This window comes from Stagnihabitans lacustris, assembly GCF_025950525.1.
Lineage (GTDB): Bacteria > Pseudomonadota > Alphaproteobacteria > Rhodobacterales > Rhodobacteraceae > Stagnihabitans.
The window spans coordinates 358,324-382,135 of record NZ_JAPDGS010000001.1; the positions used below are offsets into that span (position 1 = coordinate 358,324).

At 63.3% G+C, this 23,812-nt stretch carries 21 protein-coding genes and 2 tRNA genes; 13 read left to right on the forward strand and 10 right to left on the reverse strand.

What is annotated here, in order from left to right; all coding sequences use genetic code 11:
• Nucleotides 1-80: 80 nt before the first annotated feature.
• Together NX862_RS01790 and NX862_RS01795 are read left to right on the forward strand one after the other, a co-directional pair.
• Nucleotides 81-2,369: an adenosylcobalamin-dependent ribonucleoside-diphosphate reductase gene (locus NX862_RS01790; RefSeq protein WP_264492157.1), complete on the forward strand. Its 2,289-nt coding sequence runs from the start codon at nucleotides 81-83 to the stop codon at nucleotides 2,367-2,369.
• A gap of 71 nt (nucleotides 2,370-2,440) precedes the next feature.
• Complete coding sequence (locus tag NX862_RS01795) at nucleotides 2,441-3,241, forward strand: polysaccharide pyruvyl transferase family protein (protein ID WP_264492158.1); 801 nt, start codon at nucleotides 2,441-2,443, stop codon at nucleotides 3,239-3,241.
• 304 nt (nucleotides 3,242-3,545) lie between these two features.
• On the opposite strand, the gene NX862_RS01800 is transcribed toward NX862_RS01795, so the two are convergent.
• Both NX862_RS01800 and NX862_RS01805 read right to left on the reverse strand, forming a co-directional pair.
• The gene (locus NX862_RS01800) at nucleotides 3,546-5,579 is read right to left on the reverse strand and encodes a tetratricopeptide repeat protein (RefSeq protein WP_264492159.1); all 2,034 of its coding nucleotides are present in this window, start codon (nucleotides 5,577-5,579) and stop codon (nucleotides 3,546-3,548) included.
• An 8-nt stretch (nucleotides 5,580-5,587) separates the two neighbouring features.
• Nucleotides 5,588-6,490: a hypothetical protein gene (locus tag NX862_RS01805; RefSeq protein ID WP_264492160.1), complete on the reverse strand. Its 903-nt coding sequence runs from the start codon at nucleotides 6,488-6,490 to the stop codon at nucleotides 5,588-5,590.
• 872 nt (nucleotides 6,491-7,362) lie between these two features.
• On the opposite strand from NX862_RS01805, the gene NX862_RS01810 reads away from it, so the two are divergent.
• The gene (locus tag NX862_RS01810) at nucleotides 7,363-7,569 is read left to right on the forward strand and encodes an EAL domain-containing protein (protein WP_264492161.1); all 207 of its coding nucleotides are present in this window, start codon (nucleotides 7,363-7,365) and stop codon (nucleotides 7,567-7,569) included.
• Nucleotides 7,570-8,000: 431 nt separating this feature from the next.
• Here the strand turns inward: NX862_RS01810 and NX862_RS01815 are convergent, their stop codons facing one another.
• Both NX862_RS01815 and NX862_RS01820 read right to left on the reverse strand, forming a co-directional pair.
• Nucleotides 8,001-8,438 carry a hypothetical protein gene (locus NX862_RS01815; RefSeq protein WP_264492162.1) on the reverse strand — a complete coding sequence of 146 codons (438 nt, stop codon included), beginning with the start codon at nucleotides 8,436-8,438 and terminating at the stop codon, nucleotides 8,001-8,003.
• 371 nt (nucleotides 8,439-8,809) lie between these two features.
• Nucleotides 8,810-8,884 (reverse strand) — tRNA-Thr (locus NX862_RS01820).
• A 123-nt stretch (nucleotides 8,885-9,007) separates the two neighbouring features.
• Between NX862_RS01820 and NX862_RS01825 the strand changes: the two genes are divergently transcribed.
• The 6 genes from NX862_RS01825 to NX862_RS01850 all read left to right on the forward strand — a co-directional run bounded on the left by NX862_RS01825 (nucleotide 9,008) and on the right by NX862_RS01850 (nucleotide 12,881).
• Nucleotides 9,008-9,187 (forward strand): hypothetical protein, encoded by a 180-nt coding sequence (locus NX862_RS01825; RefSeq protein WP_264492163.1) that lies wholly within the window; start codon nucleotides 9,008-9,010, stop codon nucleotides 9,185-9,187.
• A 7-nt stretch (nucleotides 9,188-9,194) separates the two neighbouring features.
• Nucleotides 9,195-10,463: a UDP-N-acetylglucosamine 1-carboxyvinyltransferase gene (murA, locus tag NX862_RS01830; protein ID WP_264492164.1), complete on the forward strand. Its 1,269-nt coding sequence runs from the start codon at nucleotides 9,195-9,197 to the stop codon at nucleotides 10,461-10,463.
• Entirely contained in the window at nucleotides 10,460-10,930 is a 471-nt protein-coding gene (locus tag NX862_RS01835; protein ID WP_264492165.1) for a DUF2948 family protein, read from the forward strand. The genes murA and NX862_RS01835 overlap by 4 nt, the downstream gene beginning before the upstream one ends.
• Before the next feature lie 96 nt (nucleotides 10,931-11,026).
• On the forward strand, nucleotides 11,027-11,761 hold the full coding sequence (locus NX862_RS01840) for an SDR family oxidoreductase (protein WP_264492166.1): 735 nt from the start codon (nucleotides 11,027-11,029) through the stop codon (nucleotides 11,759-11,761).
• A 9-nt stretch (nucleotides 11,762-11,770) separates the two neighbouring features.
• Nucleotides 11,771-12,613 carry a fumarylacetoacetate hydrolase family protein gene (locus NX862_RS01845; protein WP_264492167.1) on the forward strand — a complete coding sequence of 281 codons (843 nt, stop codon included), beginning with the start codon at nucleotides 11,771-11,773 and terminating at the stop codon, nucleotides 12,611-12,613.
• Nucleotides 12,614-12,791: 178 nt separating this feature from the next.
• Nucleotides 12,792-12,881, forward strand: a tRNA-Ser gene (locus tag NX862_RS01850).
• Nucleotides 12,882-13,018: 137 nt separating this feature from the next.
• Here NX862_RS01850 and NX862_RS01855 read toward each other — a convergent pair.
• Nucleotides 13,019-13,600, reverse strand: coding sequence for a VPLPA-CTERM sorting domain-containing protein (locus NX862_RS01855; RefSeq protein WP_264492168.1), 582 nt, complete (start codon nucleotides 13,598-13,600; stop codon nucleotides 13,019-13,021).
• A gap of 319 nt (nucleotides 13,601-13,919) precedes the next feature.
• On the opposite strand from NX862_RS01855, the gene NX862_RS01860 reads away from it, so the two are divergent.
• Genes NX862_RS01860 through NX862_RS01870 form a run of 3 tightly spaced genes read left to right on the forward strand, consistent with a single transcriptional unit; the run spans nucleotide 13,920 to nucleotide 18,393 of the window.
• Nucleotides 13,920-14,393 carry a hypothetical protein gene (locus NX862_RS01860; RefSeq protein WP_264492169.1) on the forward strand — a complete coding sequence of 158 codons (474 nt, stop codon included), beginning with the start codon at nucleotides 13,920-13,922 and terminating at the stop codon, nucleotides 14,391-14,393.
• Nucleotides 14,390-17,929 carry a hypothetical protein gene (locus NX862_RS01865; RefSeq protein ID WP_264492170.1) on the forward strand — a complete coding sequence of 1,180 codons (3,540 nt, stop codon included), beginning with the start codon at nucleotides 14,390-14,392 and terminating at the stop codon, nucleotides 17,927-17,929. The genes NX862_RS01860 and NX862_RS01865 overlap by 4 nt, the downstream gene beginning before the upstream one ends.
• Nucleotides 17,930-17,934: 5 nt before the next feature.
• Nucleotides 17,935-18,393: a hypothetical protein gene (locus NX862_RS01870; RefSeq protein WP_264492171.1), complete on the forward strand. Its 459-nt coding sequence runs from the start codon at nucleotides 17,935-17,937 to the stop codon at nucleotides 18,391-18,393.
• Between the two features lie 18 nt (nucleotides 18,394-18,411).
• Here NX862_RS01870 and NX862_RS01875 read toward each other — a convergent pair whose 3' ends face one another.
• Nucleotides 18,412-19,506 (reverse strand): LLM class flavin-dependent oxidoreductase, encoded by a 1,095-nt coding sequence (locus NX862_RS01875; protein WP_264492172.1) that lies wholly within the window; start codon nucleotides 19,504-19,506, stop codon nucleotides 18,412-18,414.
• 107 nt (nucleotides 19,507-19,613) lie between these two features.
• Here NX862_RS01875 and NX862_RS01880 point away from each other — a divergent pair, with 107 nt between their 5' ends.
• The gene (locus NX862_RS01880; protein ID WP_264492173.1) at nucleotides 19,614-20,168 is read left to right on the forward strand and encodes a winged helix DNA-binding protein; all 555 of its coding nucleotides are present in this window, start codon (nucleotides 19,614-19,616) and stop codon (nucleotides 20,166-20,168) included.
• A gap of 3 nt (nucleotides 20,169-20,171) precedes the next feature.
• Here NX862_RS01880 and NX862_RS01885 read toward each other — a convergent pair whose 3' ends face one another.
• Genes NX862_RS01885 through NX862_RS19425 form a run of 4 tightly spaced genes read right to left on the reverse strand, consistent with a single transcriptional unit; the run spans nucleotide 20,172 to nucleotide 23,729 of the window.
• Complete coding sequence (locus NX862_RS01885; RefSeq protein ID WP_264492174.1) at nucleotides 20,172-20,426, reverse strand: GlsB/YeaQ/YmgE family stress response membrane protein; 255 nt, start codon at nucleotides 20,424-20,426, stop codon at nucleotides 20,172-20,174.
• Nucleotides 20,427-20,481: 55 nt separating this feature from the next.
• Nucleotides 20,482-21,033 (reverse strand): YciE/YciF ferroxidase family protein, encoded by a 552-nt coding sequence (locus tag NX862_RS01890; protein ID WP_264492175.1) that lies wholly within the window; start codon nucleotides 21,031-21,033, stop codon nucleotides 20,482-20,484.
• A gap of 1 nt (nucleotide 21,034) precedes the next feature.
• Nucleotides 21,035-22,999, reverse strand: coding sequence for a catalase (locus NX862_RS01895; protein WP_264492176.1), 1,965 nt, complete (start codon nucleotides 22,997-22,999; stop codon nucleotides 21,035-21,037).
• Nucleotide 23,000: 1 nt separating this feature from the next.
• Nucleotides 23,001-23,729: a Crp/Fnr family transcriptional regulator gene (locus NX862_RS19425; RefSeq protein ID WP_413694524.1), complete on the reverse strand. Its 729-nt coding sequence runs from the start codon at nucleotides 23,727-23,729 to the stop codon at nucleotides 23,001-23,003.
• Nucleotides 23,730-23,812 lie beyond the last annotated feature (83 nt).

The window sequence follows — 23,812 nt, forward strand, 5'->3', positions numbered from 1 at the left end:
GGGCATGGACGAAGCGCGCGCCCTCCTCTATCTAGCCATTTCCCGAAGATGAACCACTAGACCTGCGACAGGAACCCGCGATGTCCCGTTTCCATGCCCCCATTGCCGAACAGATCTGGGATATGAAGTATCGCCTGAAAGAGGCCGATGGCACCGCCATTGACGGCTCTGTCGAGGACACCTGGCGCCGCATTGCGCGTGCGCTGGCCTCGGTGGAACAGGACCCGGTCCTGTGGGAGAACCGCTTTTACACCGCGCTGGAGGATTTCAAGTTCCTGCCCGCGGGCCGGATCACCGCAGGCGCTGGCACCGGACGCGCCGTGACGCTGTTCAACTGCTTTGTCATGGGCACGATCCCCGACACGATGGGCGGCATCTTCGACGCGCTGAAAGAGGCCGCCTTGACCATGCAGCAGGGCGGCGGCATCGGTTATGACTTCTCGACGATCCGGCCGCGGGGCGCCGAGGTCAAGGGCGTGGCGGCGGATGCCAGCGGCCCCTTGTCCTTCATGGATGTCTGGGACGCCATGTGCCGCACGATCATGTCTGCCGGGTCGCGTCGCGGCGCCATGATGGCCACGATGCGCTGTGATCACCCCGATATCGAGGCCTTTATCGAGGCCAAGAAAGACCCCGCCCGCTTGCGGATGTTCAACCTCTCGGTGCTTGTCACGGACCCGTTCATGGCCGCCGTCAAGGCCGATGGCCCCTGGGAGCTGGTCTTTGCCGGCCGCGTCTACAAGACCGTTCAGGCGCGCGACCTGTGGAACCGGATCATGCGCAACACCTATGATTTCGCGGAACCGGGTGTGATCTTCATCGACCGGATCAACACGGCCAACAACCTGTCCTATGCCGAGACCATCGCCGCCACCAACCCTTGTGGTGAACAGCCCCTGCCGCCCTATGGCGCCTGCCTTTTGGGCAGCGTGAACCTGGCGGCGCTTGTCACTGAACCCTTCACCGACGCGGCGCGGATCGACGAGGCGCGGTTGGCCGATCTGGTCGCCTTGGCCGTGCGGATGATGGACAACACCGTCGACGCCAGCCGCTTTCCCTTGCCGGCACAGGCGGCCGAGGCGCAAGCCAAAAGGCGGATCGGCCTTGGCGTCACGGGGCTTGCCGATGCGCTTTTGATGGTCGGCCTGCGCTATGGGTCGGATGAGGCCGTGGCCCAGACCTCGGCCTGGATGAAGGCCATTGCGCGGGCCTCTTACCTGGCCTCGGTCGGGCTGGCGAAGGAAAAGGGCGCTTTCCCGCTGTTCGAGGCAGAGGCCTTCCTCGCCTCGGGCAACATGATGGGCATGGACGCGGATGTCCGGGACCAGATCGCCAGCCATGGCATCCGCAACGCGCTTCTGACCTCGGTCGCGCCGACCGGCACGATCAGCCTGTTTGCGGGCAATGTGTCGTCGGGGATCGAGCCGGTCTTTGCCTATGCCTATACCCGCAAGGTCCTGCAAAAGGACGGAAGCCGCACCGAAGAAGAGGTCGTCGACCACGCCGTCCGCCTGTGGCGCGACCTGAAGGGCGATGCGCCCTTGCCCGACTATTTCGTCAACGCCCAGACCCTGGCGCCCCTGGACCATGTCAAGATGCAGGCGGCGGCCCAGCGTTGGGTGGACAGCTCGATTTCCAAGACGATCAACTGCCCCGAGGATATCTCGTTCGACGACTTTCAGGAGGTTTACCTTGCCGCCTGGGATCAGGGCTGCAAGGGCTGCACGACCTATCGGCCCAATGCGGTGACGGGCTCGGTGCTGACCGTGTCTTCGACCGAGGCCAAACCTGCAGCCCCTGTCGAGGGCGGTGAAGTGGTCTATCTGTCCGACCCGCTGGACCGCCCCGCCGCGCTGGAGGGCCAGACCTACAAGCTGAAATGGCCGGGCAGCGAACACGCGCTGTATATCACCGTCAACGACATCCTGATCGCGGGCCATCGCCGGCCTTTCGAGGTCTTCATCAACTCCAAGAACATGGAGCATTACGCCTGGACCGTCGCCCTGACGCGGATGATCTCGGCGGTGTTCCGGCGCGGCGGGGATATTTCCTTCGTCGTCGAAGAGCTGAAGGCGGTCTTTGATCCGCGCGGCGGGGCCTGGATGGAGGGGCGCTATATCCCCTCGATCCTGGCCGCCATCGGTGGGGTGATCGAACGCCACCTGATCGCCATCAACTTCATCGCCGGCGAGGGCCTGGGCCTGAAATCCGACCCCCAGGCCGAGATCGTGGCGCTGTCTTCAAATGGGGGGGCCTCCAATGGGGGGGGCGCTCCGAAAAGCGCTTGCCCCTCTTGCGGGTCCTATGCGCTGCAGATGAAAGAGGGCTGCATGACCTGCAACGACTGCGGCCATAGCAAATGCGGCTGAGCGCAACAGCGCGCTTGCCCTTTTCGCAGCGGGCGGATTAAGCAGGCAGGCAAGCGACCAAGGGAAAACGCATGACGCCGATCAAGCTGTTCTGGTGGAACGACCATCCCAACTTTGGCGATGCCATCAACACCGATATCGTGTCCCATGTCAGTGGGCGCCCGGTCCAATGGGCCTCGCCACAAGATTGCGAGCTTCTGGCGATTGGCAGCGTCATGGCCTTTGTGGCCGGGGTCGTCCACAAGAAGGAAGGGCCGCCCAAGACGATATGGGGCAGTGGCGTCATGGACCCAACGCCCGGCGTCACCGGCTATGCGCAAAACGACCATGTCAGGGTCGTGTCCTGCCGGGGGCCGCTTTCGGCGATCGTGACCGGCCATGGCGATCTGCCCATGGGAGACCCGGGACTTCTGGCCGACCGCGTCTATGGCAAGGTCGAAAAGGCGCATCGGATCGGTGTGGTGCCGCATCACTCGCAATATCGCGAAAGGGACTTCATCAACGCGCTGCGGTCGGACCCGCGTCTGACGTTGATCGACGTGCGAAATGCGGATGGTGGCGCGGTCGTGCGCAAGATCGCCGCCTGTGAGTATATCATCTCCAGCAGTCTGCATGGTCTGATTGTGGCCGATGCCTATGGGATTCCGAACTTCTGGTCGGATGGGCCCTGGGTCGGCAAGACGAACTTCAAATTCCTGGATTATGCGCTGTCGGTCGGACGTTCTCTTCTGCATCCCGAACCGCTGGAGCAGGCCATTGCCAAGATCAATGACCGCGCCTTCGAGCCCTTCTGGTATCTGCGCCACCTTGAACCGGTGAAAGACGCGATCGAAGCCGCTTTCCCCAAGGCCATGCGCGCGCCAGGGGCCTGACCTCGGGTGCTGTGCCACGGGGGAGCTTTTGGCCAAAGGCGATCCATATCCGCCGCGAGGGCAAGCGCCGCATTGGACTGAAGCGGAGCAAGGGGCGGGTTTCCGGCGCCGCCGTGTTTGGGGCAAGGCGGGTCGTCGGTGCCAGATCGGTCTTGTCCGGTATCTGGGCGCTGCGTTTGGGGCGTCCGCGCGTGACAAAGGCCGCCGCGGTCTCGGGATCACGCGGCGGCTGTGCATGGGCCGGGACGCCTGAAAGGCATCCCTTGCCAGCTTGAGGTCCCGCCATCTGGCCGACGCAAGGGCCTCAGGCCACGAAAAGGTCGACCGACGAAACCGCCTCGTTGGCATCATAGATGGCGAGCCGCAGGTGGTCGGCATGAGCCCCGATGGCTTCCAAAGGCTCTGTGCCGCCCTCGATCAAGTCGGCCACCGGCTTGAACCGCCCCCGCAGGATCGTGCTGACCTGCGCGTCGTCCTTGCGATGAGGATTGGCCAAGCGACCGGAGACCTCGCGGGCTGCGACCATGTCTCCCAGAATCGCACGGGCCAGCAGGATCAGAGAGGCCATACGCGGCATCTGTTCGGCCAAGGCCTTCAGTTTTTCGACATCCGCTTCTGCCAAAGCCTCTTCAAACGCCGCGGCGAAGGGGGGAAGGGCATGTTCCTCGGCACGCCAGAGGCTGTGACGTGCGGCAAGCAGCTGCGCATAGGCAAAGGTCGGATCTTCGGACAGGGTCCTTTTCAGTTCTGCCATGGCCGTCTGATCGACCGTCAGCCGCGGCCGCAGTTGACGAAGCCTGCCACTCCGCTCCAGCGCGATCAAGGTATCGTCCGGATCCGTCGAAACGATAGCCTTGAGCATGCTTTCCTTTGCGCCGGACACCAGGGAGAGGGGCCGGACTTGATCAAAGCGCATCTTTGCTTTCAGCAGCCCCGAATCGTCCGGGTGGGCCTTTAGTCCAGCAGTCAATACGTTCAGAGCCGCGCTTCTATTTCCCTTGCTGTCGTAAATGCGCGCGGCGATCGCATAGGTCAGCCCGTGACAAATCCCTTGGTCCATTGCGGTCGTAACAATTTCCAAGGCTTCGTCCGAACGATCCAGAGCAATCAAGACTTCAGCAAGCCCCGTGCGTTTCAGGGGATCATCGGGCAGCCGCTTGATGGCTTCCCAACCAATCGCCACCGAAGCTTCAAAGGCCCCCTGATTGAAGAGCGAGTCACGCCAAAGGCCCCAGCCATTCAAATTGCCAGGTTCATGCTGCAACGCCGCACGCGCAAGTTTCTCCGCGAAGCGCGCGCGCTCGTGCACTGAGTCCCCTGTTGATTTCAGCAAGCGAGATCCGATATTGCAAAAAGACCGAACCAGAAAATAACCATTTCCAGTCGCATCCTTGTAAGCCTCGTGACGGCTCACCATGTCGTTCAGCTTGGGCAACAATTTTGAATATGACTGATTCTTCTCCAAATCGGAAATGATACCTTCATGGACCCATTTCGGTGGTGGAAACAAGTTGGGCGCAACGCTCTGGGTCTGCTTGTCTTCGCGGAAATCGGCGTCGTTCTCCCACCAGCCAGGCGGAGTAACACCGCTCGATGCAAAGGGATCACTTGATAGAGTGTCGAAAATCAGTTGCCTGACGGTGTCCTTTTTCGTCGGATGCAGACGCTTGAGAGGATACCATTCTGCGAGGAATTCTGGCTTGGAGGGGTTGTGCGCCAGCGCCCAAGTTGCCAAACCGCCGATCCAGGGTTGCCCGCCCTGCTTGACGCTGGGGAGGCGGCGCAGGCCCAGCAAACCTATTTGCAGATATCCGGCGGGGAACTGCGAGCCGGCCTCTCGGCACAGTCGCGTCCAGAAGGGGGCAAGCGAATCACCATCCGCCTGAAGATCGGCGACGGTGATTTGCGTATTGGCCAACATGCGCAAATAACTCGCTCGCGCGTCGCGCGACGGCCCAAGGTCAAGCTGGCTGGCCCAAGCGAACCAGACGACATACTTTTTGCGCAGCTCGTGGGCAGCGGCCTTCAGATCAAGCAAGGCTACGATTTGGAAGGCTTCGCAAACTTGGCGAATGTAATCCTGCAATTTCGGCGGCATGTTGGGCAAAGCGCTCGCCCGTTTTGTGTCCAGCCACTCCAGCAGGCCAGCGCCAAGCGCCTCGCGCGCTGGATCATCGGCAGGCAAATGCCCGACCAGCATGGTTGCAGCATCCGGAGCATCAACGCGGTTGAAAGGGCGGACATCGGCATATCCGGCCAAGAAGTCGGAAACGCTGGCCAAGGGCGCAGCTTCAAGTTTGGCGAGCCAAGGGTGCCGCATTGCGTCTGTCAGTGCCATCGTTGGTGTCATACTCCGAACCCGCCATGAGCGTGTTCCAGCGCCTCGCGGTGACTGCGCCGCAAGGAGGTGATATCCGACAATGGTGCCCGTGTCACGATCTGACCGACTTTCCAGATATTCTCCGGTCGGTATGTCACACGGGCGTTAAGAAGTTCCAACTTGATGGCAGCGGCGTCGGTGCAGGGGGTCAAAGCCATGGCCTGACCATGTGGCACCGTCCGCGGGGCCGGGAAGTAGTGCTCCCACAGATCACTGTCCAGGACAGTTGGCTTGGTAATCGGCGTGCTGGTTTGCCAAGGCGGGCTGTTCGTCCATTCGCGACAAACATCCTTCACCGAAAATTTGCAAAGCGCGACGGGCAACGGGACATGCGCGCCATCGAAATGAGCAAGGCCAAGTTGGTCGCGCAATATTTCCGCCCAACCAGGGCTTTCGACGGCGTCCGCAACCGAAGACAACAAAGTCGAAAATGCGGGTCGGTGATCGCGCAAGCTGTTCCAGGTGTTGCAAAAGCTGTTGAGGCCGGGCGTGTGATTCCCGACACGCGCGTCGTTCAAATCTTTAAAGCTCCAGCCGTGCTCCTTGAGCGGGACCGAGAGTATTTCAAGACGAACGAGGAATTCAGCCGGATTCTCAGGTGTGAAGCCTGCCGGTTCAAGGGCGTCCATGAATGTATGTGGCTGCGTCAAATTGGTCTTTACATACTGTCTGACGTAATCCATCTGGCCTTGACGTAGATCTTCCCAAGTGGAGACGCCCTTTGACATCAGCTCCTTCTCGAAGAGCACTCGGCGCTTGTCTGAAACGGCCTCTTCCAACTGCAGGTTTTCCGCCATTGCCCGATGCGTCATATCCGGTGCATCCAAGCCGAGTCGCAAAGCGGCTTCCAAATTTGTATGTCTGAACATCATTTAGACCGGCAGCCCCTGAATTCCAAAGCCAATTCCCGAGATCCGTTTCACCCCGGGCGTCTGAGACGATTTCAATACGAGGGCCCCGAAAAAGTCAACGAGCTTTGTTGCTGCCAATGAGGGGCAGTCCTTTGGCGGCTTGTGGTTCCGGCCGCTCTCGAAGGGGCTCTTGCGGGGCACAAAGTGGTTTTCCACCGATCCCTACACTCCTGATGTGGGGAAAATCGCGGCTATGCGCAAACGCCGTCGCCGTCGGAAAAGCGGTTTTGTCATGCAAGAATGGCGTCTTTTCAATCCGCCCGAAGCACGGAGGCGCATGCCGGATGTGTCGATGACGCTGTCGCCGATCCGCGATCCGGCGGGGGATCGTGGGCATTTCGACCATCCTGCGCGACATCTCGCAGGCCAAGCAGACCTTCAGCGCGCTCAGCCAAAGCGAAGTGCGGTTGCGCTTTGCGTAGGGCGGCGCCTTGGCAAGGCGACTGCCAAGGCGCGTCCTGACCGGCTCTGCGCTCTTTTGGGCCCAGAAGGGCTGGACCCGTCGAAGCGGCAGGCCGGGGCGCTGACTGGAGTTGGTTGACCCCGCCGGCCACATCGCGGCCCGGGTGTCCGTGCGTGCGGTCACTCATTCCGCGACCGGCAAGCCCGATTTCCACATTCAGTATCCTATCCCACCACGCGGCCGCGGCCTGCGCTGGATCAAGACCTTCTGCCGTATAGAGCGCGCCGCCCGGGGCCGGGCGCAAAAGATCACAGGCATCAGCTTTGACGTCGCCAAAAGGTTCGGGGCCCCGGACCGCATCACGACGGGCTGACCGCCTTGCCCAATTGCGGTGTTCCTTGACCGGCGTCAAAAGGCCTTGGCGCGGGTGCCCCGACGCGCCCTGGAAAATGACCTGCGCAGGGCCTGGGCCGCGCAGGAATTCGAGCCGTTCTTTCAACCCCTCGTCGAGGTCGGCACGCGCCGCCTGACCTGTTTCGTGGCGCCGTTGCCTTGGCGCCTTCCCGAGCGCGGCTTGGTCCAACCCGACGACGTCATCCCGCTGACCGAGGAAGCGGGGCTGATCCTGCCCTAGGCGGTTGGGGTCTGGCCCTGGCCTGCACGGCTGCGGCCGGTTGGCCCGGGGCGCTGCGGGTGGCTGTCACTCTTTTGCCCCTGCAACTGGCCCATTCGGGGGTGGTGCAGGCGGTGGGGCGGCGCTGGCGCCCGACCGGTTGGAGGCCGAGATCGCCGAGACGGTTTTGACGAAAGAGACCCTGGCCAGGCTGGAGCGGCTGAAGGTTCCGGGCCTGTGCGTCGCGATGAATGATGTCGGCGCGGGCCAATCCTTGTTGCGCAACCTGTGGCGCGTTGCCTTTGCCAAGGCCCAGATCGACCGGGCCTTTCCCGCAGGCCTTGGCATCATCTTTCCAGCCGAGACCAAGGCCCAGCTCGCCACCCTGGCAAGCGAAGGCTGCAAAGCCTGTCCCTTCAGTTGCCCACTCCCGTGCCCCAATGTGCCGGGCATCATCGAACGCCTGTCCGGGCCAAAGCTTGCGGGAGAAGCGGATAGACCATCACGGGAAAATGGTGTTGCAAGCGGGCGGCAAGGTGGCGCCGGAGCCCCTCGTTTGGATACTCGAATCTCACAGTCACACTGTGATCTTGATTTACCGCCAGGACAAAGGCCTGCCAGTCGCCCCCTGTATGCGCCTCGATTGCCGCGTGCAGGTCCTTGACCAAAGTCATGACGGGAGCCCGCAACGCCCTGTCCAGAACCGCTGAAACGGACTTGCCATGCTGAACGTATTCAAACACCTGCGTGACGCTGCAGCTCCCATCCTCGCATTTCAGATACTCAAAACGACATGAGGCCGAGGCTGCATCGGCGGGGCAACTTCCGCTCACGATCCGATGGAGTTGATCTATTATGCTGCGCTGTTCCTCAACGGGATTCATGCTCATCGTTCTTGTCTTTCGTTCAAACCGCTAGGCTGTTTTGGGGATCTGCCATGATGCAACAAGACCAGGCATATTGCCAAATTTCCCTTCTCGCCCCCCCCTGGCCCGCTTGCGCGATGAGCCTGGCGCAACAAGGCGCCCATCTCAAGCTTGCCTTGCCGGCTTTTGCTGCGCTGAAGGTGGAAAGCGGGCGGCCTGTCGGGGGTGTCATGAAGGGTTAGCCTTTCCGCAAAGCCGGAAAAGAAAACCCCAGGGCTTTGCGGCGTCACGGAAACCCGAGAAAAAGAGACGCAGGGCGGCAAAGGGATTTAGGGGGAGCGGCGCTGACATAGTCCGGCCAACGCGTTGCTTTCTAGGGTATTTCTGATGAGAAATGGTGCTGCAAGAGAGGATTGAACTCTCGACCTCTCCCTTACCAAGGGAGTGCTCTACCACTGAGCTACTGCAGCGCCGGCGGACGATTTTGCGGTGTTTCATCGTCGGTGGCGGCTTATTAGACGGCATGTTGCCGGGGTGCAAGAGGGTTTTTTGCAAGAACTGGACCACCCCGCGCCCTTGGGGTAGAAGGCGGCATGACGGATGCGCCCCAGACCCCCGAAAGCTCCAAGCCTGCAAAGGCGGCAAGCGGAAAAGAAGCCCGGCTCAAGGCTGCGCTCAAGGCCAACATGGCCCGGCGCAAGGCCCAGACACGGGCGCGCAGGGGCGCTGACGAACCACAATCCGGGGCAATGACCCCCATAGAAAAAGAGTGAGGCAGGCATGGATTCGATTCTGGTGCGCGGCAATGGGCCGCTGAAGGGCCAAATCCCGATTGCGGGGGCCAAGAACGCCTGCCTGACACTGATGCCGGCGACCTTGCTGTCCGAAGAGCCGCTGACCCTGACCAATGCGCCACGGCTTTCCGATATCGCCACGATGACGCAGCTGTTGCAGTCGCTGGGGGCCGAGGTCGCAGGCCTGCAACAGGGCCAGGTCCTGGCCATGTCCAGCCACGGGATCACCAATCACACCGCCGATTATGACATCGTGCGCAAGATGCGGGCCTCGATCCTGGTGCTGGGGCCTTTGCTCGCCCGCGATGGCCATGCAGTGGTCTCGCTTCCGGGCGGTTGCGCGATTGGCGCGCGGCCTGTGGACCTGCACCAACGCGCGATGGAGGCCTTGGGGGCGGAAATCGAGCTGAAGGACGGCTATCTTCATGCCCGCGCGCCGGGCGGGCGGCTGCGGGGCGCGGTCATCGACTTTCCGTTGGTGTCGGTGGGCGCCACGGAAAACGCGCTGATGGCGGCGACGCTGGCGCGGGGCACCACGGTGATCAAGAACGCCGCGCGTGAGCCGGAAATCGTCGACCTTGCGCAATGCCTGCGGGCCATGGGCGCGCAGATCGACGGCGAAGGGACGTCCACGATCACGATCCAGGGCGTTGACCGGCTGCATGGCGCGACGCATCCCGTGGTGGCCGACCGGATCGAACTTGGCACCTATATGCTGGTCCCGGCCATCTGCGGCGGCGAGGTCGAGTGCATCGGCGGCCGGATGGAGCTGGTGGGCGCTTTCGCCGAAAAGCTGGATGCGGCGGGGGTTTCGGTGACGGAAACCGAACGCGGTCTGAAAGTCTCGCGGCGTGGCGACCGGGTGCGCGCGGTCGATGTCGTGACAGAGCCCTTCCCGGGCTTTCCGACCGATCTTCAGGCGCAGATGATGGCTTTGCTTTGCACCGCCGAGGGGACTTCGGTGCTGGAAGAGCGGATCTTTGAAAACCGCTTCATGCACGCCCCGGAACTGACCCGGATGGGGGCCAATATCGAGGTCCATGGCGGCACGGCCACGGTGCATGGCGTGGCCAAGCTGAAGGGGGCCCGGGTGATGGCCACCGACCTGCGGGCCTCGGTCAGTCTGATCCTGGCGGCACTGGCGGCCGAGGGGGAAACGGTGGTCAGCCGCGTCTATCACCTGGACCGCGGCTACGAAAAGGTCGAGGAAAAGCTGCGCGCCTGTGGCGCCCAGATCGAGCGGGTCCGCGCATGACCGATGCGCGCTTCGAGGATGGCGACGAGTCCCCCCTGCGTCTGATGGCGCAGGAGCCGGGGGATTTGCAGGTGCTGGCGGCGCTGGTGCAGGATGCGGTTCTGCCGGCCTCGGACATGACCTGGGCCCGCAAGCACCACCGCTTTGCGCTGTTGCTGAACCGGTTCCGCCACGAGGACCGCACCGCCGCCGAAGCCGCCAAGCGTCCCTATGAACGGGTGCGCTCGCTGCTGGTGTTCGACAATGTGCTGGCCGTCCGCGCCCAGGGCATTGCGCGCGACCCCGATGTGGTCGTGGCGCTGCTGGAGGTGTCGTTCACCCCGCTGGAAGAGGGCGCGGGCCTGATCCGGCTGGTCTTTGCCGGGGATGGCGCGGTCGAACTGTCGGTCGATGCGCTGGAGGTCAGCCTGACCGATGTGTCCCGCCCCTACCGCGCCAATTCCGGCAAGGCGCCTGTTCACGGCTGACCCGGGTTCCCGGCGAAAATTATTGCGTCCCGGCCCCGGCTTTTGCGGTTCCCAAAACTGACATGTCAGTTTAAGACCAAGTCACACAGGGAGGCGATGATGGGCAGGCTGACAGGCAAGACGGCTTTGGTGACGGCGGCGGGGCAGGGGATCGGCCGCGCCTCGGCCCTGATGATGGCCCGCGAGGGCGCCGAAGTCATCGCCACCGACATCAACGCCGAGGCCCTGCAGGGGCTTGATGGCATCACGACCCGTCTTTTGAACGTCCGCGACAAGGCCGCAGTCGAGGCCGCCGCCGCCGAGATCGGCGCGGTCGATGTCCTGTTCAACTGCGCGGGCTTTGTGGCCTCTGGCACGATCCTGGACTGTGACGAGGATCAATGGGCCTTTTCGGTCGATCTGAACATGACGGCCATGTATCGGATGTGCCGGGCCTTTTTGCCCGCGATGATCGCAGCGGGGGGCGGGTCGATCATCAACATGGCCTCGGTCGCGGGCTCTGTCCTGGCGGCGCCCAACCGCTTTGTCTACGGCGCCACCAAGGCCGGCGTCATTGGCCTCACGAAATCCATCGCCGCCGATTTCATAGGCCAAGGCATCCGCGCCAATGCGATCTGCCCGGGCACGGTGGAAAGCCCCTCGCTGGATCAACGCCTGCGCGACACCGGAGACTATGAGGCCGCCAAGCGCGCCTTCATCGCCCGCCAACCCATCGGCCGCATCGGCCGTCCCGAAGAAATCGCGGCGCTTGTCACCTATCTGGCCAGCGACGAATCCGCCTATACGACCGGTGTCGCCCATGTGATCGACGGCGGCTGGGCCAATATCTGAGGAGCCATCATGAAACTTCTGCGCCATGGTCCCCGCGGGGCCGAACGTCCCGGGATGCTGCATACCGACGGCACGATCCGCGACCTGACCGGCCTTGTGCCTGACATCGGCGGCGCCGTGATCGGCGACACCGGGCTGGACATGCTGCGGGGCATCGACCCCGCCAGCCTTCCGGTGGTCGATCCCGCCACCCGGCTGGGCGCTTGCGTCGCGGGCACTGGCAAGTTCATCTGCATCGGGTTGAACTATGCCGATCACGCCGCCGAAAGCGGCATGAATGTCCCGCCCGAGCCGGTGATCTTCATGAAGGCCACCTCGGCCATCTGTGGCCCCAACGACCCGATCATCATCCCCCGCGGCTCGGTCAAGACCGACTGGGAGGTCGAATTGGGCGTCGTCATCGGCAAACATGCGAAATACGTCTCCGAAGCGGATGCGATGGATTACGTCGCGGGCTATGCCGTGACCAATGACGTCAGCGAACGCGCCTTCCAGACCGAACGGTCGGGCCAATGGACCAAGGGCAAAAGCTGCGACAACTTTGGCCAGCTGGGGCCTTGGCTGGTGACGCGTGACGAGGTCGCCGACCCGCAAGACCTGAAGATGTGGCTGACGGTGGATGGCCAGACGATGCAGAACGGCTCGACCCGGACCATGGTCTATGGCGTGCGCTTTTTGGTGCATTACCTGAGCCAATTCATGAGCTTGCATCCCGGCGACGTGATTTCGACCGGCACCCCGCCCGGCGTCGGCCTGGGTCAGAAACCGCCGCGCTATCTGCGCGCGGGCGAGGTCGTGGAGCTGGGCATCGACGGCCTGGGGACGCAGCGCCAGGACGTGATCGCCGACTGACCCTGGGTGCAGGGCAGGGCCGGGCCGGGTCGCGCTGGGCAAGGCCGGGCCAAGCCCGCACAAAACAAGGCCTCCTTCGGGGGGCCTTTTCCTTTGGCGTGGTGCGGGTCTCAAGTCCCGGCAATCGCCGCAGCTTTTCCCCTTGCCCCCGCCGGGTTCACCTATTAAACGGCTCCTTGGAGCTGTGGCCGAGTGGTCGAAGGCACACCCCTGCTAAGGGTGCAGGCGGGGAACCGTCTCGAGGGTTCGAATCCCTTCGGCTCCGCCACTACCCCCCCCCCGACTGCTTGGAATGATCCGGCAAGGCAGCTGGCCTGTGGGATCGGTCCTTTCGCCTTGCCGCAGGAAAAAGAGTGACCCCTTGCGGGATCACCCATGGCTTTGCAGATGCAGGGTCGGCAGAGGTCAGCCGCGGCGGCGGCGCAACATCGCCAGGCCACCCAGGGCGCCCAAAAGCAGCGGGAGCGCAGCAGGCACCGGAACGGTCGGAACCGTGGTCGAGGCGAAGTTGTCGATAAAGACGAAGTCACCTGCGCTTGCAACCAAGGTGGCGTAGGAAATGCCAGCGGCGGCGATGCCGAAATAATCGCCGGCATTGCTGCCATAGACCGGGCCAATCACCAGGCTGTCCAAAGCGGTGCCCGATGCGTTGTAGGCCGTCAGCGTCCAGTTGAAGTCCGACGCCCCCCAAAGGAAGGCAAAGGCCGAAACCGTCGAGGCAAAGTCAAAGCGGAAGGTTGACGGCGCATAGTCAAATCCGTTGTAGACCGACTGCGGGCCGGGGTTGTTGTAAGTGTCAGCATAGTCACCGCCGACCGTGAAGGTGCCATCGACGCCAGTGATCGTCACATTGCCGAGGGTCAACGTGCTGTAGTCGCCGGCTGCGACACCGGAAAAGGTCTCGACCGTGGCCGAGGCCATGGCAGAGCCCGGGTTGCCCGTCCCGGTGAGGGTCGCCGCACCCGAGGGCAGGGAAAGAGCAAGCATTGCGCCAAGGGCGCCAAGGATCGTCCGTAAGATAAACTCCATTTTTCAAGGTAAACCACTTCGATCACGCATGAAGGTTAACAGCGCCTTGCGATCCCGCCAAACTTTTTTTTGGCAAGGGTCCATGCTGCCCATTGGGCTGGGGCTTTTGCGGTTGAACGCCGCTGTGATCTTGGTGCCCGTGATCTTGGAGTCTTGATCTTGGTGCCCGTGATCTTGGTGAACCAGGCATTGACGCAAGCCTGACTGCCGTGGTCTTCTTTGCGCCAAGGGTTGCAGGCCAAGGCTTCTGGGCCAAAGGGTGCAAGCCAAAGGTCGCATGGAGGTCGCAGTGCCGCAGGGGTTTGACGCCTTGACGCCCGTGCAACAGGCGTTCCTGACCAAGCATCTGGGGGTGAAGGCCAAATCCACCATGGTGGTCAAGGCCTTGCCGGTCTGGATGGCTGCGCGTGAGGTTGCGGATCAGGACATCGACGCGCTGCAAAAGGCCCTGCGCGGGCACAAGGCACCGATCTTTGCCAAGATCGCGGATGCCGGACTGCATGGGATCACCTCGGGTGAGCTGACGCGGATGCAGGCGGCCTTGATGGACCTGGACCGCGCGGCGCCTGCCGATCGTCCCAAGGCCGCGGCGCGCACAAGGGCCGCCATGACGCAGATGCGCGGCTTTCTGGACGGCAATCCGGGCCTTGCCCTGCTGGAGCGCAACCCGTTCGGCCTGACCATCGGCCTGCGCCAGACGCTTGGCCGCGCGCTGGCCCAGATCGAAACCGCATTGGCAGGTGAGGCATGACCAAGAAGGGCAAGGCCGCGCGGGTGATCTCGGACGAGGTGCGCTGGGGCATCGACCTGGCCGAATACATGTCCCTGTCCCATGACGACGGCGACTATTGGGGCGACGAAGAGGACGACGAAGAGGCGGGGCCCAGCCCCGAAGAGCTGCGCCGCGACGCGCTTTACGACGAATTGGACGACCTCTCCCCGCCCGAGGGCGCCGAAGAGTCAGAGATCCAGACCCTGACAACCCGGAAAGACGCCGTGGTTCAGGCGCTGGATGTCGAGGACATCGGCCCGGGCGATATCGCAAACGCCGAAGCGCTGATGCTTGTGGCCGAACAAGAGGTTCAGGCCATCGCCAAGGCGGTCGCGACCCGCAAGGAGGACCGCCGCCTGATTGCGGCCGATTTCGACCTGGTCAAGGCCGTCGAAGGCGAAATCAAGCCGCACAAGACCCGCATCGACGCCGCCCGGCTGAAGGCCACCGAGGCGCTGAGCGCGGCCATCACGGGCGCCAGCAACGACCTGGCCCGCAAGGCGGTCGACCTTTTGGCCCAGACGGTCAAGGCCTGCGCGACAGAGCTGTCGGACCTGGGCGGCAAGGATGGCGTCGACCAGCTGTGCAAGGCCTTTGCCATCGACGAAGACAGCCTGGCGCTGTTGGACGACGCCTTTGGCACCCGGGACGAGGTCATCAAGGCGGTCAAGGGCTTTGGGTCGGCCGAGGCTTTGGCCAAGGTGACGGCGGCTTACGGGGCGGGGCCTGCGGGCGCCAAGACCATGGCGGCGGTCATGGGGGCCATGGGCGGGCCTGCCGCGCTGGCCAAGGCCGCCAAGGACATCGGCGGTCCGGAAAAGCTGGCGGCGCTGACGGCCAAGGGCGGGCTGAAACCATCCGAGGTCAAGGCGCTGTGCGACGACCTGGGGCCGGGGTTCATCGGCGCGCTGATGGGGTCGGGCGACGATCCGGCGGCAGCCATCGCGCTGCGGACCGAGTTCGGCGGCGACATCGCCGCGCTGACCGACCTGGTCAAAGAGGCCGGTTTCGACACCAAGCCCAAGACCCTGGCCAAGCTTTTGACCGAAGGGTGCAAGGGCAAGCCCGGCGATTTCAAGGCCTTGTGCAAAGGTTTCGCCACGTCCGAGGACCGCGCGGCGCTGGGCGGGATCGTCGGCAAGGGCGGCTTGGGCGATGCGCCTGATGCGCTGGCCGATCTGTTCTCTGAGGGTTGCAAGGGCGATCCGGCGACGTTGAAAGCCTTTGCCAAGGGCTTTGACGATGACGGCAAGCGCGAGGGCCTGGGGCGGCTGATGGCGGCGGGCGGGCTTGGTGGCGGGGCCAAGGTCGACAAGGGGGGCCTGGGCGCGCTGTTCCAATCCGTCGCGGGCGACAAGCCGGACCTGCTCTCTGAGGCAGAGTTCGCCAAGACCCGGGCCGAGGCGCTGGCCAAGCTGGCTAAGGGTCTGGACGGCGCCGATTGCACGCGGCTGAAGACGGTGCTGGAGGACGGCGGTCTGGGCGCCGACCCCAAGGTCTTGGGGCATCTGCTGGGCGCGGGCTGCGACAAGGGCGATCCGGCCAAGGTCAAGGCGCTGCTGTCCGATATGGCGGGCGATACCACGGGTCTGGCGCGGCTGGGCGATCTGTTGACCGCGGGGGGCCTGGGGGCCAAGGACGACACCGGCACCAAGACCGATACCGATCCCAAGGCGCTGGCGGCATTGCTGGACCCCGGCTGCAAGGGCAAGGCCTCGGATCTGCTGGCGCTGGCCAAGGGGCTGGATGCCAATGACCGCAAGGGCGTCAAGGCGCTGTTGTCCAAGGGCCTGGGCAAGGCGCCCGCGGCCCTGGGTGAGGTTCTGAACACCGGTTGCAAGGGCGATCCGGCGACGTTCAAGTCTTTCGTTGCGGCCTTTGATGCCGATGACAAGCGCGAGGGTCTGGGCCGCATGCTGGAGGCAGGCGGCATGAAGGGCGGCGACAAGGTCGATGCCAAGACCCTGGGCGCGCTGTTCAACCATGTTGCGGGCGACAAGCCCACAGGCGTCAGTGACGCAGACTTCGCCAAGACCCGCGCCGCGTCTTTGGCCAACCTCTCCAAGGCGCTGGACGCGGGCGACTGCGCCAAGCTGAAGACCACGCTGGAGGATGGCGGGCTGGGCACCGACCCCGATGTCTTTGGCCACCTGATCGGCACCGGCTGCGGGGCAGGGGATGGGGCCAAGGTCAAGACCCTGGTCAAGGAGCTTGCGGGAGATGCCCCGGGGCTGAAGGGGCTGGATGACCTGCTGAAAAAGGGCGGCTTCGGCACCAAGGACGATGCCAAGGCCGCGACGGGCACCGATGCGAAATGCCTTGGCCATCTGCTGGCGCCCGGCTGCAATGGCGATCCGAAAGAGATGCTGAAACTCGCAAAGGCGCTGAACGCGGGCAACCGCACAGCCCTGAAGGGGGTCATGACCAAGGGTGATCTGGGCAAGCACCCTCAGGTCCTGGGCAAGATGTATCAGCACGGCTGCCTGACCGATCCCAATGGCACCCATACCAGCGCCAAGAACCCTCAGGTGCTAAAGGACATGATCGGCGAATTTGCCGATGTGGACGGGCCGCGCATCTTCAAGGACATGCTGACCAAGTCGGGCTTTACCGAAGCCGGCAAGGAGGACCGCTTTGCCAGCGTCCTGCGCCATGGCTTTACCCCCAAGCACTCGGCCCCCAAGGTGCAGAATGGCAAGACCCTGCGCAAGCTGGCCAATGCCTTCGACGGGAACTTCGGCGATCTGAAGACCACCTTCGAGGCGATCGAGGGCGCTCCGACCCATATGCTTGAGGCCGACAAGCCGAATGCGCCGAACCGGCCGGGCAAGGGCCTGGGCAACCTGATCCATTCCCCCAAGTTCGGCGGCAACCCCAATGGCGCCAAAAAGCTGCGGGCCGATCTTTTCGTGCCGCTCAAGACCCGCTCGACCGCTCCGGGCACCGGGACCGAGAGCGGCTGGGGCGGGACGCCCAAGATGACCAATGTCAAGGACTTCCTGATGACGGCGGCATCCTTCGAACACAAACCCATCACCCATGCGACCGTGACGGTTGGACCGCCGAACATGAGCATGAACATGAGCCACGCCGCCGGGCGCCACTCGCGCAAGCATGGCAAATTCGAGCTGAACACCTCGCCGCACATGGGCACGACGCTGTTTGATTGTGACACCGACGAGACCAAGATCAAGACCATGGTCAGCACGGGCCTGCAGCCGGGCAACGTGGCGCGCGCCAATGGCGGTGCGCCCGACCGGCATCCGTCCCAGCGGCCGCCCCTGAAACGCCGGACGCCGCCGCTGGACCAATATGACCTCGACGGCAATTTCCTGCGGCTGAACGGGACGGCGGGCACGGAAAGCAACCGGATCGGGGTCGGCCACACCGGCGGCGTGTTGAAAGTCGCGCAGTTCTACCCGATGGCCAGTGCCAAGCCCTTGCAATTGGTCAACACGAACGACTTCATTGCGCTGAACAATGCCCTGACCAACAACACGAAGGCCTTCCTATGACAAGCGTGACCGTCGAACTTGGCCTGATGCAACCCGACGGCACCCCCTATACTGAGGCGCAGATGGCCAAGGGGGGGATCGCGGATTTCGACTCGATGGATGGCTGGGTCCGTCTGCGCCATGGCGAGCAAAGCTTCGATGTGGGCGATCTGCTGCTTTATGCGGTGGGCACCCTGTGCGAAACCGTCGTGCCAGAGCTGACCGGCGACGGGGTGGCGGTCTATGTGGCCTTTGGGCATCAGGAAGAGCTGACCTTTACCCGTAAGGGCGATGTCATCACGATCAGCAGCGCCTGGCGCCCCGGGATCACCCTGCCCGCCGAGCCGCTGTTGCGTGCCCTGGTCGGGGCGGGGGAACGCTTTGTCGCCATGCTGCCCGCCCTGTGGGAGGGCGCGCTTCCCGAGGATATCGCGGACTATGCGGGCCAGGTCACGGCGGCGGCAGCCTCGTTGCCGCCCACCTGACCGGTTCCGCTGTCCCCCCTATCGGATGCCGGCGCGGGCCAGACGCGGAAGGACCTCGTCGCGGAAATAGGGGAATTCCTTGATGTAATCGACAAAGGACAGGGTGGTCCCCGCAAAGCCTGTCTCGTGCAGGCGGATCAGCCCCGCGGCCACCTGGTCCGGCGTCCCGATCAGGGGAAAGCCGCCGTGACCCAGGGCAAAGCCATAGCGGATCTGGGTCAAAAGATCATGCGGGAAGGACAGCGCATGGGCCAGTTGCAAGCGGATCAGGTTGTCGGTCGCCTCCCAGTCGGCATTGTCATCGACGATGTGGCGCACGTAATCCTGCGCCTCCTTCTCGGTCGGGCGGCATACCACATGGCTAAAGGTCAGGACGCCGACCTTGCGCTTTTTGGCCGCGGCTTGGGCTTTCAGCGCGGCGATTTCCTCTTTTGACCGCGCCAGGTCGATGGCGGGGGTGAACAGGAAATCGGCATTGTCGGTGGCAAACTCTCGGCCCTGGGGTGAGCCCGCGGCGTTGATCACCGGAACCGCGCCCCGCACCGGCGCAGGGTCGCCCTTCAACCCCTTGATGCCCTTGAAATAAGTCCCATCCCAGTCGAAATGTTTGTCCGAGGCCCAAATCTTGCGGATCAGGTTATACCATTCCTGCGCATAGCCATAGCGCGTTTCGTGGTCGTCGGGCAGGGTCAGGCCAAGCGCCTGATACTCCGGCTTGTTCCAGCCCGCGACGATGTTCAACCCGGCGCGGCCATGGCCGATCTGGTCGATCGTGGCGATCTGCTTGGCCACAACGACCGGATGGTTCGCGCTGGCATGGATCGTGGCAAAGATCGTCAGGTTCCGCGTCGAGGCCAAAAGCCCCGCCGCCCAGGTCATCGTCTCCAGCACGCCGCCATGAAAATCGGTCGGCCCGCCATAGCCGATCCAGCGCGCGATGGGCAACATGAAGTCGATCCCCGCCTCGTCCAGCATATGCGCCAAGGTCAGGTTGTTGTCCCAGGAATTCACCCAGCGGTCCGCCGCCTGCGTGGGGGTCATCCCCGAGGAACAATTGGTCGAAAACGTGCCCAAGCGAAAGCGGTCGCCCGACAGCATCGGTGCGTCAGTCATGATTGCAGTCCCCGTTGGATTTATTTTATGTTTGAAAGTCTATCGTAAAACCCCATTGCGTCAACTGGTTTGAACGGGGATGCTGGCCCCAATGCAGGAGACCCGCCATGGCGCAAAAACCGCAATCGCTTCAAGCCGGTGGCAAGGAAATGGCCATGGATTACCTGTGGCACCTGGCGCAAAGCGGGCCAGAGGTCGACATGACCGAACTGGAATTCGCGCTGATGCGGGCCTTCGAGGGATTCGGGCGCTGGCAGTCGGAATGTCTGGCCTCGGTCTGCGATTTGGCGGCGACGGGGCCGGAAAACGCGCTGTTGCACATCATCCGCATGAATGACCGGCCCAAGTCGATCAAGGACCTGGCCCGGCTGACCAACCGCGACGACGTGCCCAATATCCAATACTCCCTGCGCAAGCTGCTGGGCGCGGGGCTGATCCTGCGCAAGGGCTCGGGGCGGGGCGGTGTGACCTATGAGGTGACGCCCGAAGGCCTGCGGGTGACAGAGGATTACGGCGCCCTGCGACGGCGGCTGTTGCTGACCGCCATCGAGAACCTGCCGGGTTTTGCCGGGCGTCTGGCAGAGGCCACGCGGACGCTGAACCTGTTGTCCGGCATTTACGAAGAGGTGGCGCGCACGGCCGCCACCCACCGCAGGGCCTAAGGTCTAGCGTTTGGACTTGGTCATAAGCCCCCACAGGAACAGCACGATAAAGGCGCCGACGGTCGATCCGATCAGACCGGCCCCCGCGCCCTGATCGTAAAAGCCCACCGCGCGGCCCAGGTAATTGGCGACCACGGCGCCCACGATGCCCAGCACCGTGGTCAGGATAAAGCCAGAGGGCTCGCGGTCGCCGGGGAACAGCATCTTGGCCAGAAGGCCCGCGACAAAACCGATGAGGATGGTCCAGAGGATTGACATGGATGGTCTCCTGTAAGGGGGGAGTGCGGACCTGATCGCGCAGGTCCGCACAGGGTCACGCGGCTTTGGCTGCGGCGTTGACTTCGCTTTCGGCCAGGTCCGACAGGGATTTGTCGGCGGCCGCTTCCTGCGCCAGGATTTGACCCAAAAGCTTGGCCTGGGTCTTTAGTCCCAGCGCCTTGGCAAAAGCCACCATGGAGCCATAGCGCGTGATTTCATAGTGTTCGACGGCCTGAGCCGAAAAGATGATTGCCGCATCCCCGGCGGGAGAGCCTGCGAAATCCTCCAGAAGGCCCGCACATTCCTCCAAGATGCCGTCGATGGCCTCGCAGGTCTCGCCCTTGGCGCGCTTGCCGATGGATTCGAAGACCTGCTCCAGAAGGTCGATCTGCGCCGCGGTTTCCTCCTTGTGCAGCGTCAGGCCGGATTTCAGCGCGGGATTTTGCGCCGCGCGGATCATCTTGGGCAGCGATTTCAGGATCTTTTTCTCGGCGTAATACATATCGCGCAGCGCATGTTCGAAAAGATCCACAAGGCCCTTTTCGGGGCTGGGTTTTGCGGGGCGTGCGGGCTTGGCTTCGGCCTCTGGGTCGGATTTGGTCGGCATGTCAGGTCCTTTCGGGGTTGGTTTGGGTCAGGTTGCGCGGCCAATGCCTTTGGCTGACGCGGGCGGCCAGGCGCCCGGCCTCTGCGGGCAAGGACAGGATGAAATCGTCGGGCCGAACACCGGCGCGGGCCAAAAGCGCCGCGGCCTGCGGCCCATGGGCCAAGGCTTTCAGATGGGCAAAGGCATCGGCCACGAAATCGACCGCTGCCTTGTCTTGCGCCAAAAGCCGCGCGCCTTGCTCTGACACGACCAAAGCCACCGCGTCGAACAGGACCGAGGGGCTGCCGTCCAGCTGCAGATCGGGCACCAGCCTTTGCCCCGAGGCCAAGTCGACCCCGCCGATCCGCGGCGCGATGATCTTGACGGCGAGGCCCTCGACCTCGGCGGCCTCCAGCACGGCAGTCAGTTCGGCATCGGGCGCGCCGTCGCTGACCAGAACGCCGATGACGCGGCCCTTGACCGGCGGGACGCGGAACAGGATCGACAGCTGTGGCGAAAGCAGCGGCGGGGGCAGGGCTGCGGCCGTCGGGGCCGCCGCGCCCAGGCCCTCGGCCACGCGGCCGCCAAGGGTCTCGTCGATGCGGGCCAGACAATCCAGCATCCGCAGACGCACCGCGGCAAGTGTCACCTTGCCCAGTTCGAACACCAGGGCCGCGACGATATGATCTTGCTCGGTCAGGCTCTGCGAGCGCCAGAACATCAGCGCCTGTGACAGCGGATCGGCGAAGGGCCGCGGCCTTTGCTTCGACCCCGTGGCGCCCGGCTGGGTCGGAAAGACCGGCTCCGGCTCGGGCGCGAGGCTGTTCGGCTCATAGGTGACGCGGCCCTTGGGACGGCCCATCTGCATCATGCCATCGGCGTGGAAATTGCGCATCGGACAGCGCGGCGCGTTGATCGGCGTTTGCGCGAAATTCGCCGTCCCCAGCCGGGATTTCTGCGTGTCCAGATAGCTGAAAAGGCGACCTTGCAACAGGGGATCGTCGGAAAAATCCATGCCGGGCAGCAGGTTGGAGGGCAGGAAGGCCACTTGCTCGACCTCGGCGAAATGGTTGTCGGGATTGCGGTTCAAGGTCATCGTGCCGATGGTGATGGGCGCAACCAGCTCTTCGGGGATCAACTTGGTGGGGTCCAGAATGTCGAAGGGCAGCGCCGCAGCCTCGGCTTCGGTCAGAACCTGGATGGCAAGGTCCCAGGCCGGAAAGTCGCCTGTCTCGATCGCCTCCCACAGGTCGCGGCGGTGGAAATCGGGATCGGCGCCGGCAAGTTTCACCGCCTCGTCCCACAGATGCGACTGAAGCCCCAGATGCGGTTTCCACAGGAACTTGACGAAATGCGCCTCGCCTGCCGCATTGATCAGGCGGAAAGCGTGCACCCCAAAGCCCTCCATCATCCGCAGGCTGCGCGGCAAGGCGCGATCCGACATGACCCAAAGGATCATGTGCAGCGACTCCGGCATCAGCGAGATGAAGTCCCAAAACGTGTCATGCGCGGATGAGGCCTGGGGGAAGCCCCGGTCCGCCTCGGGTTTGACGGCATGGACGAGGTCGGGGAACTTCATCGCGTCCTGGATGAAAAACACCGGCATGTTGTTGCCCACAAGGTCCCAATTCCCCTGATCGGTGTAGAATTTCACGGCGAATCCGCGGACGTCGCGGGCGGTGTCCTTGGACCCCTGCGACCCTGCTACGGTGGAAAATCGCGCAAACACAGGGACTTGGGTGCCCGCCTTTTGGAACAACCCGGCCGAGGTCAGTTCGGGGATGGCGCGGACACATTCAAAGACCCCATGGGCGCCTGTGCCGCGGGCATGGACGATGCGTTCGGGGATGCGTTCATGGTCGAAATGAAAGAGCTTTTCGCGCAGGAGGAAATCCTCCATCAGCACCGGCCCCCGCGCCCCGGCCCTGAGGCTGGAATGGAGGGTCGGGATGGGGCGGCCGTGATCGGTGGTGAAGGGTGTGTCCAAATCAGAACTCCTTGGCATGCGGTGAGGGAAAAGGCAGGCAATGTGGCGGGTCAAGATAATGCGGGTCGAATTGGGCCAGATTGGCCAATTTGATCGGGTCAGTGATGTCAACGCGGCCAAATCGGAAAAGACAAAGCGACATTTCGCGCAGATCTTTCAGGACCCGGTTGATATGAACGCTGGACAATCCGCAAATCTCGGAGAGGTCGGATTGCGTCAGGGGCAGGCGAAAGGAGTGACCATTCGACTGGCCGATTTTAAGCAAGCGGATATTCATTTCGCACAGGAAATGGGCAAGCCGCGCCCGGGCGGACAGACGGCCCTGACGAAAGATCCATTGTCGGTGAATTGCCGCCTCCATCAGGCCGATCGACCACAGCTTGCGCGTCAGATCGGGATGGGCGCCCAAGGCCTCCCACAGGCCGTGGGAGTCGATCAGGGCAAGGCGGGTTGTCGAAATCGTTGCAATATCATGTTCATGCTGACGTGGGGGTGGGGCGCAGAGGTCGATGAAGTCGCCTGGAATCTGCAGCGCGACGACTTGTCTTTGCCCCAGGTGGTCGTCGATATGGCGGCTGACAAAGCCGTCCAGCAAAAGCGCCATATGCCCGGGATGCAAGGCGCGCTCTCGCAAATCGACGCGCGCCGGAACGTGGATTATATCCTTGACCAACCCCGAGATGATTGGACGATTCAGGCTTCCGACGCTTTGGGCGAGGATGGTTTCCATTTATATTTCTGGATTGATTCGTTGCGCGTATATCATGGTTAAATTGTAGCATGATGCCGGATTTAATCAGCGCAATTCGTGGT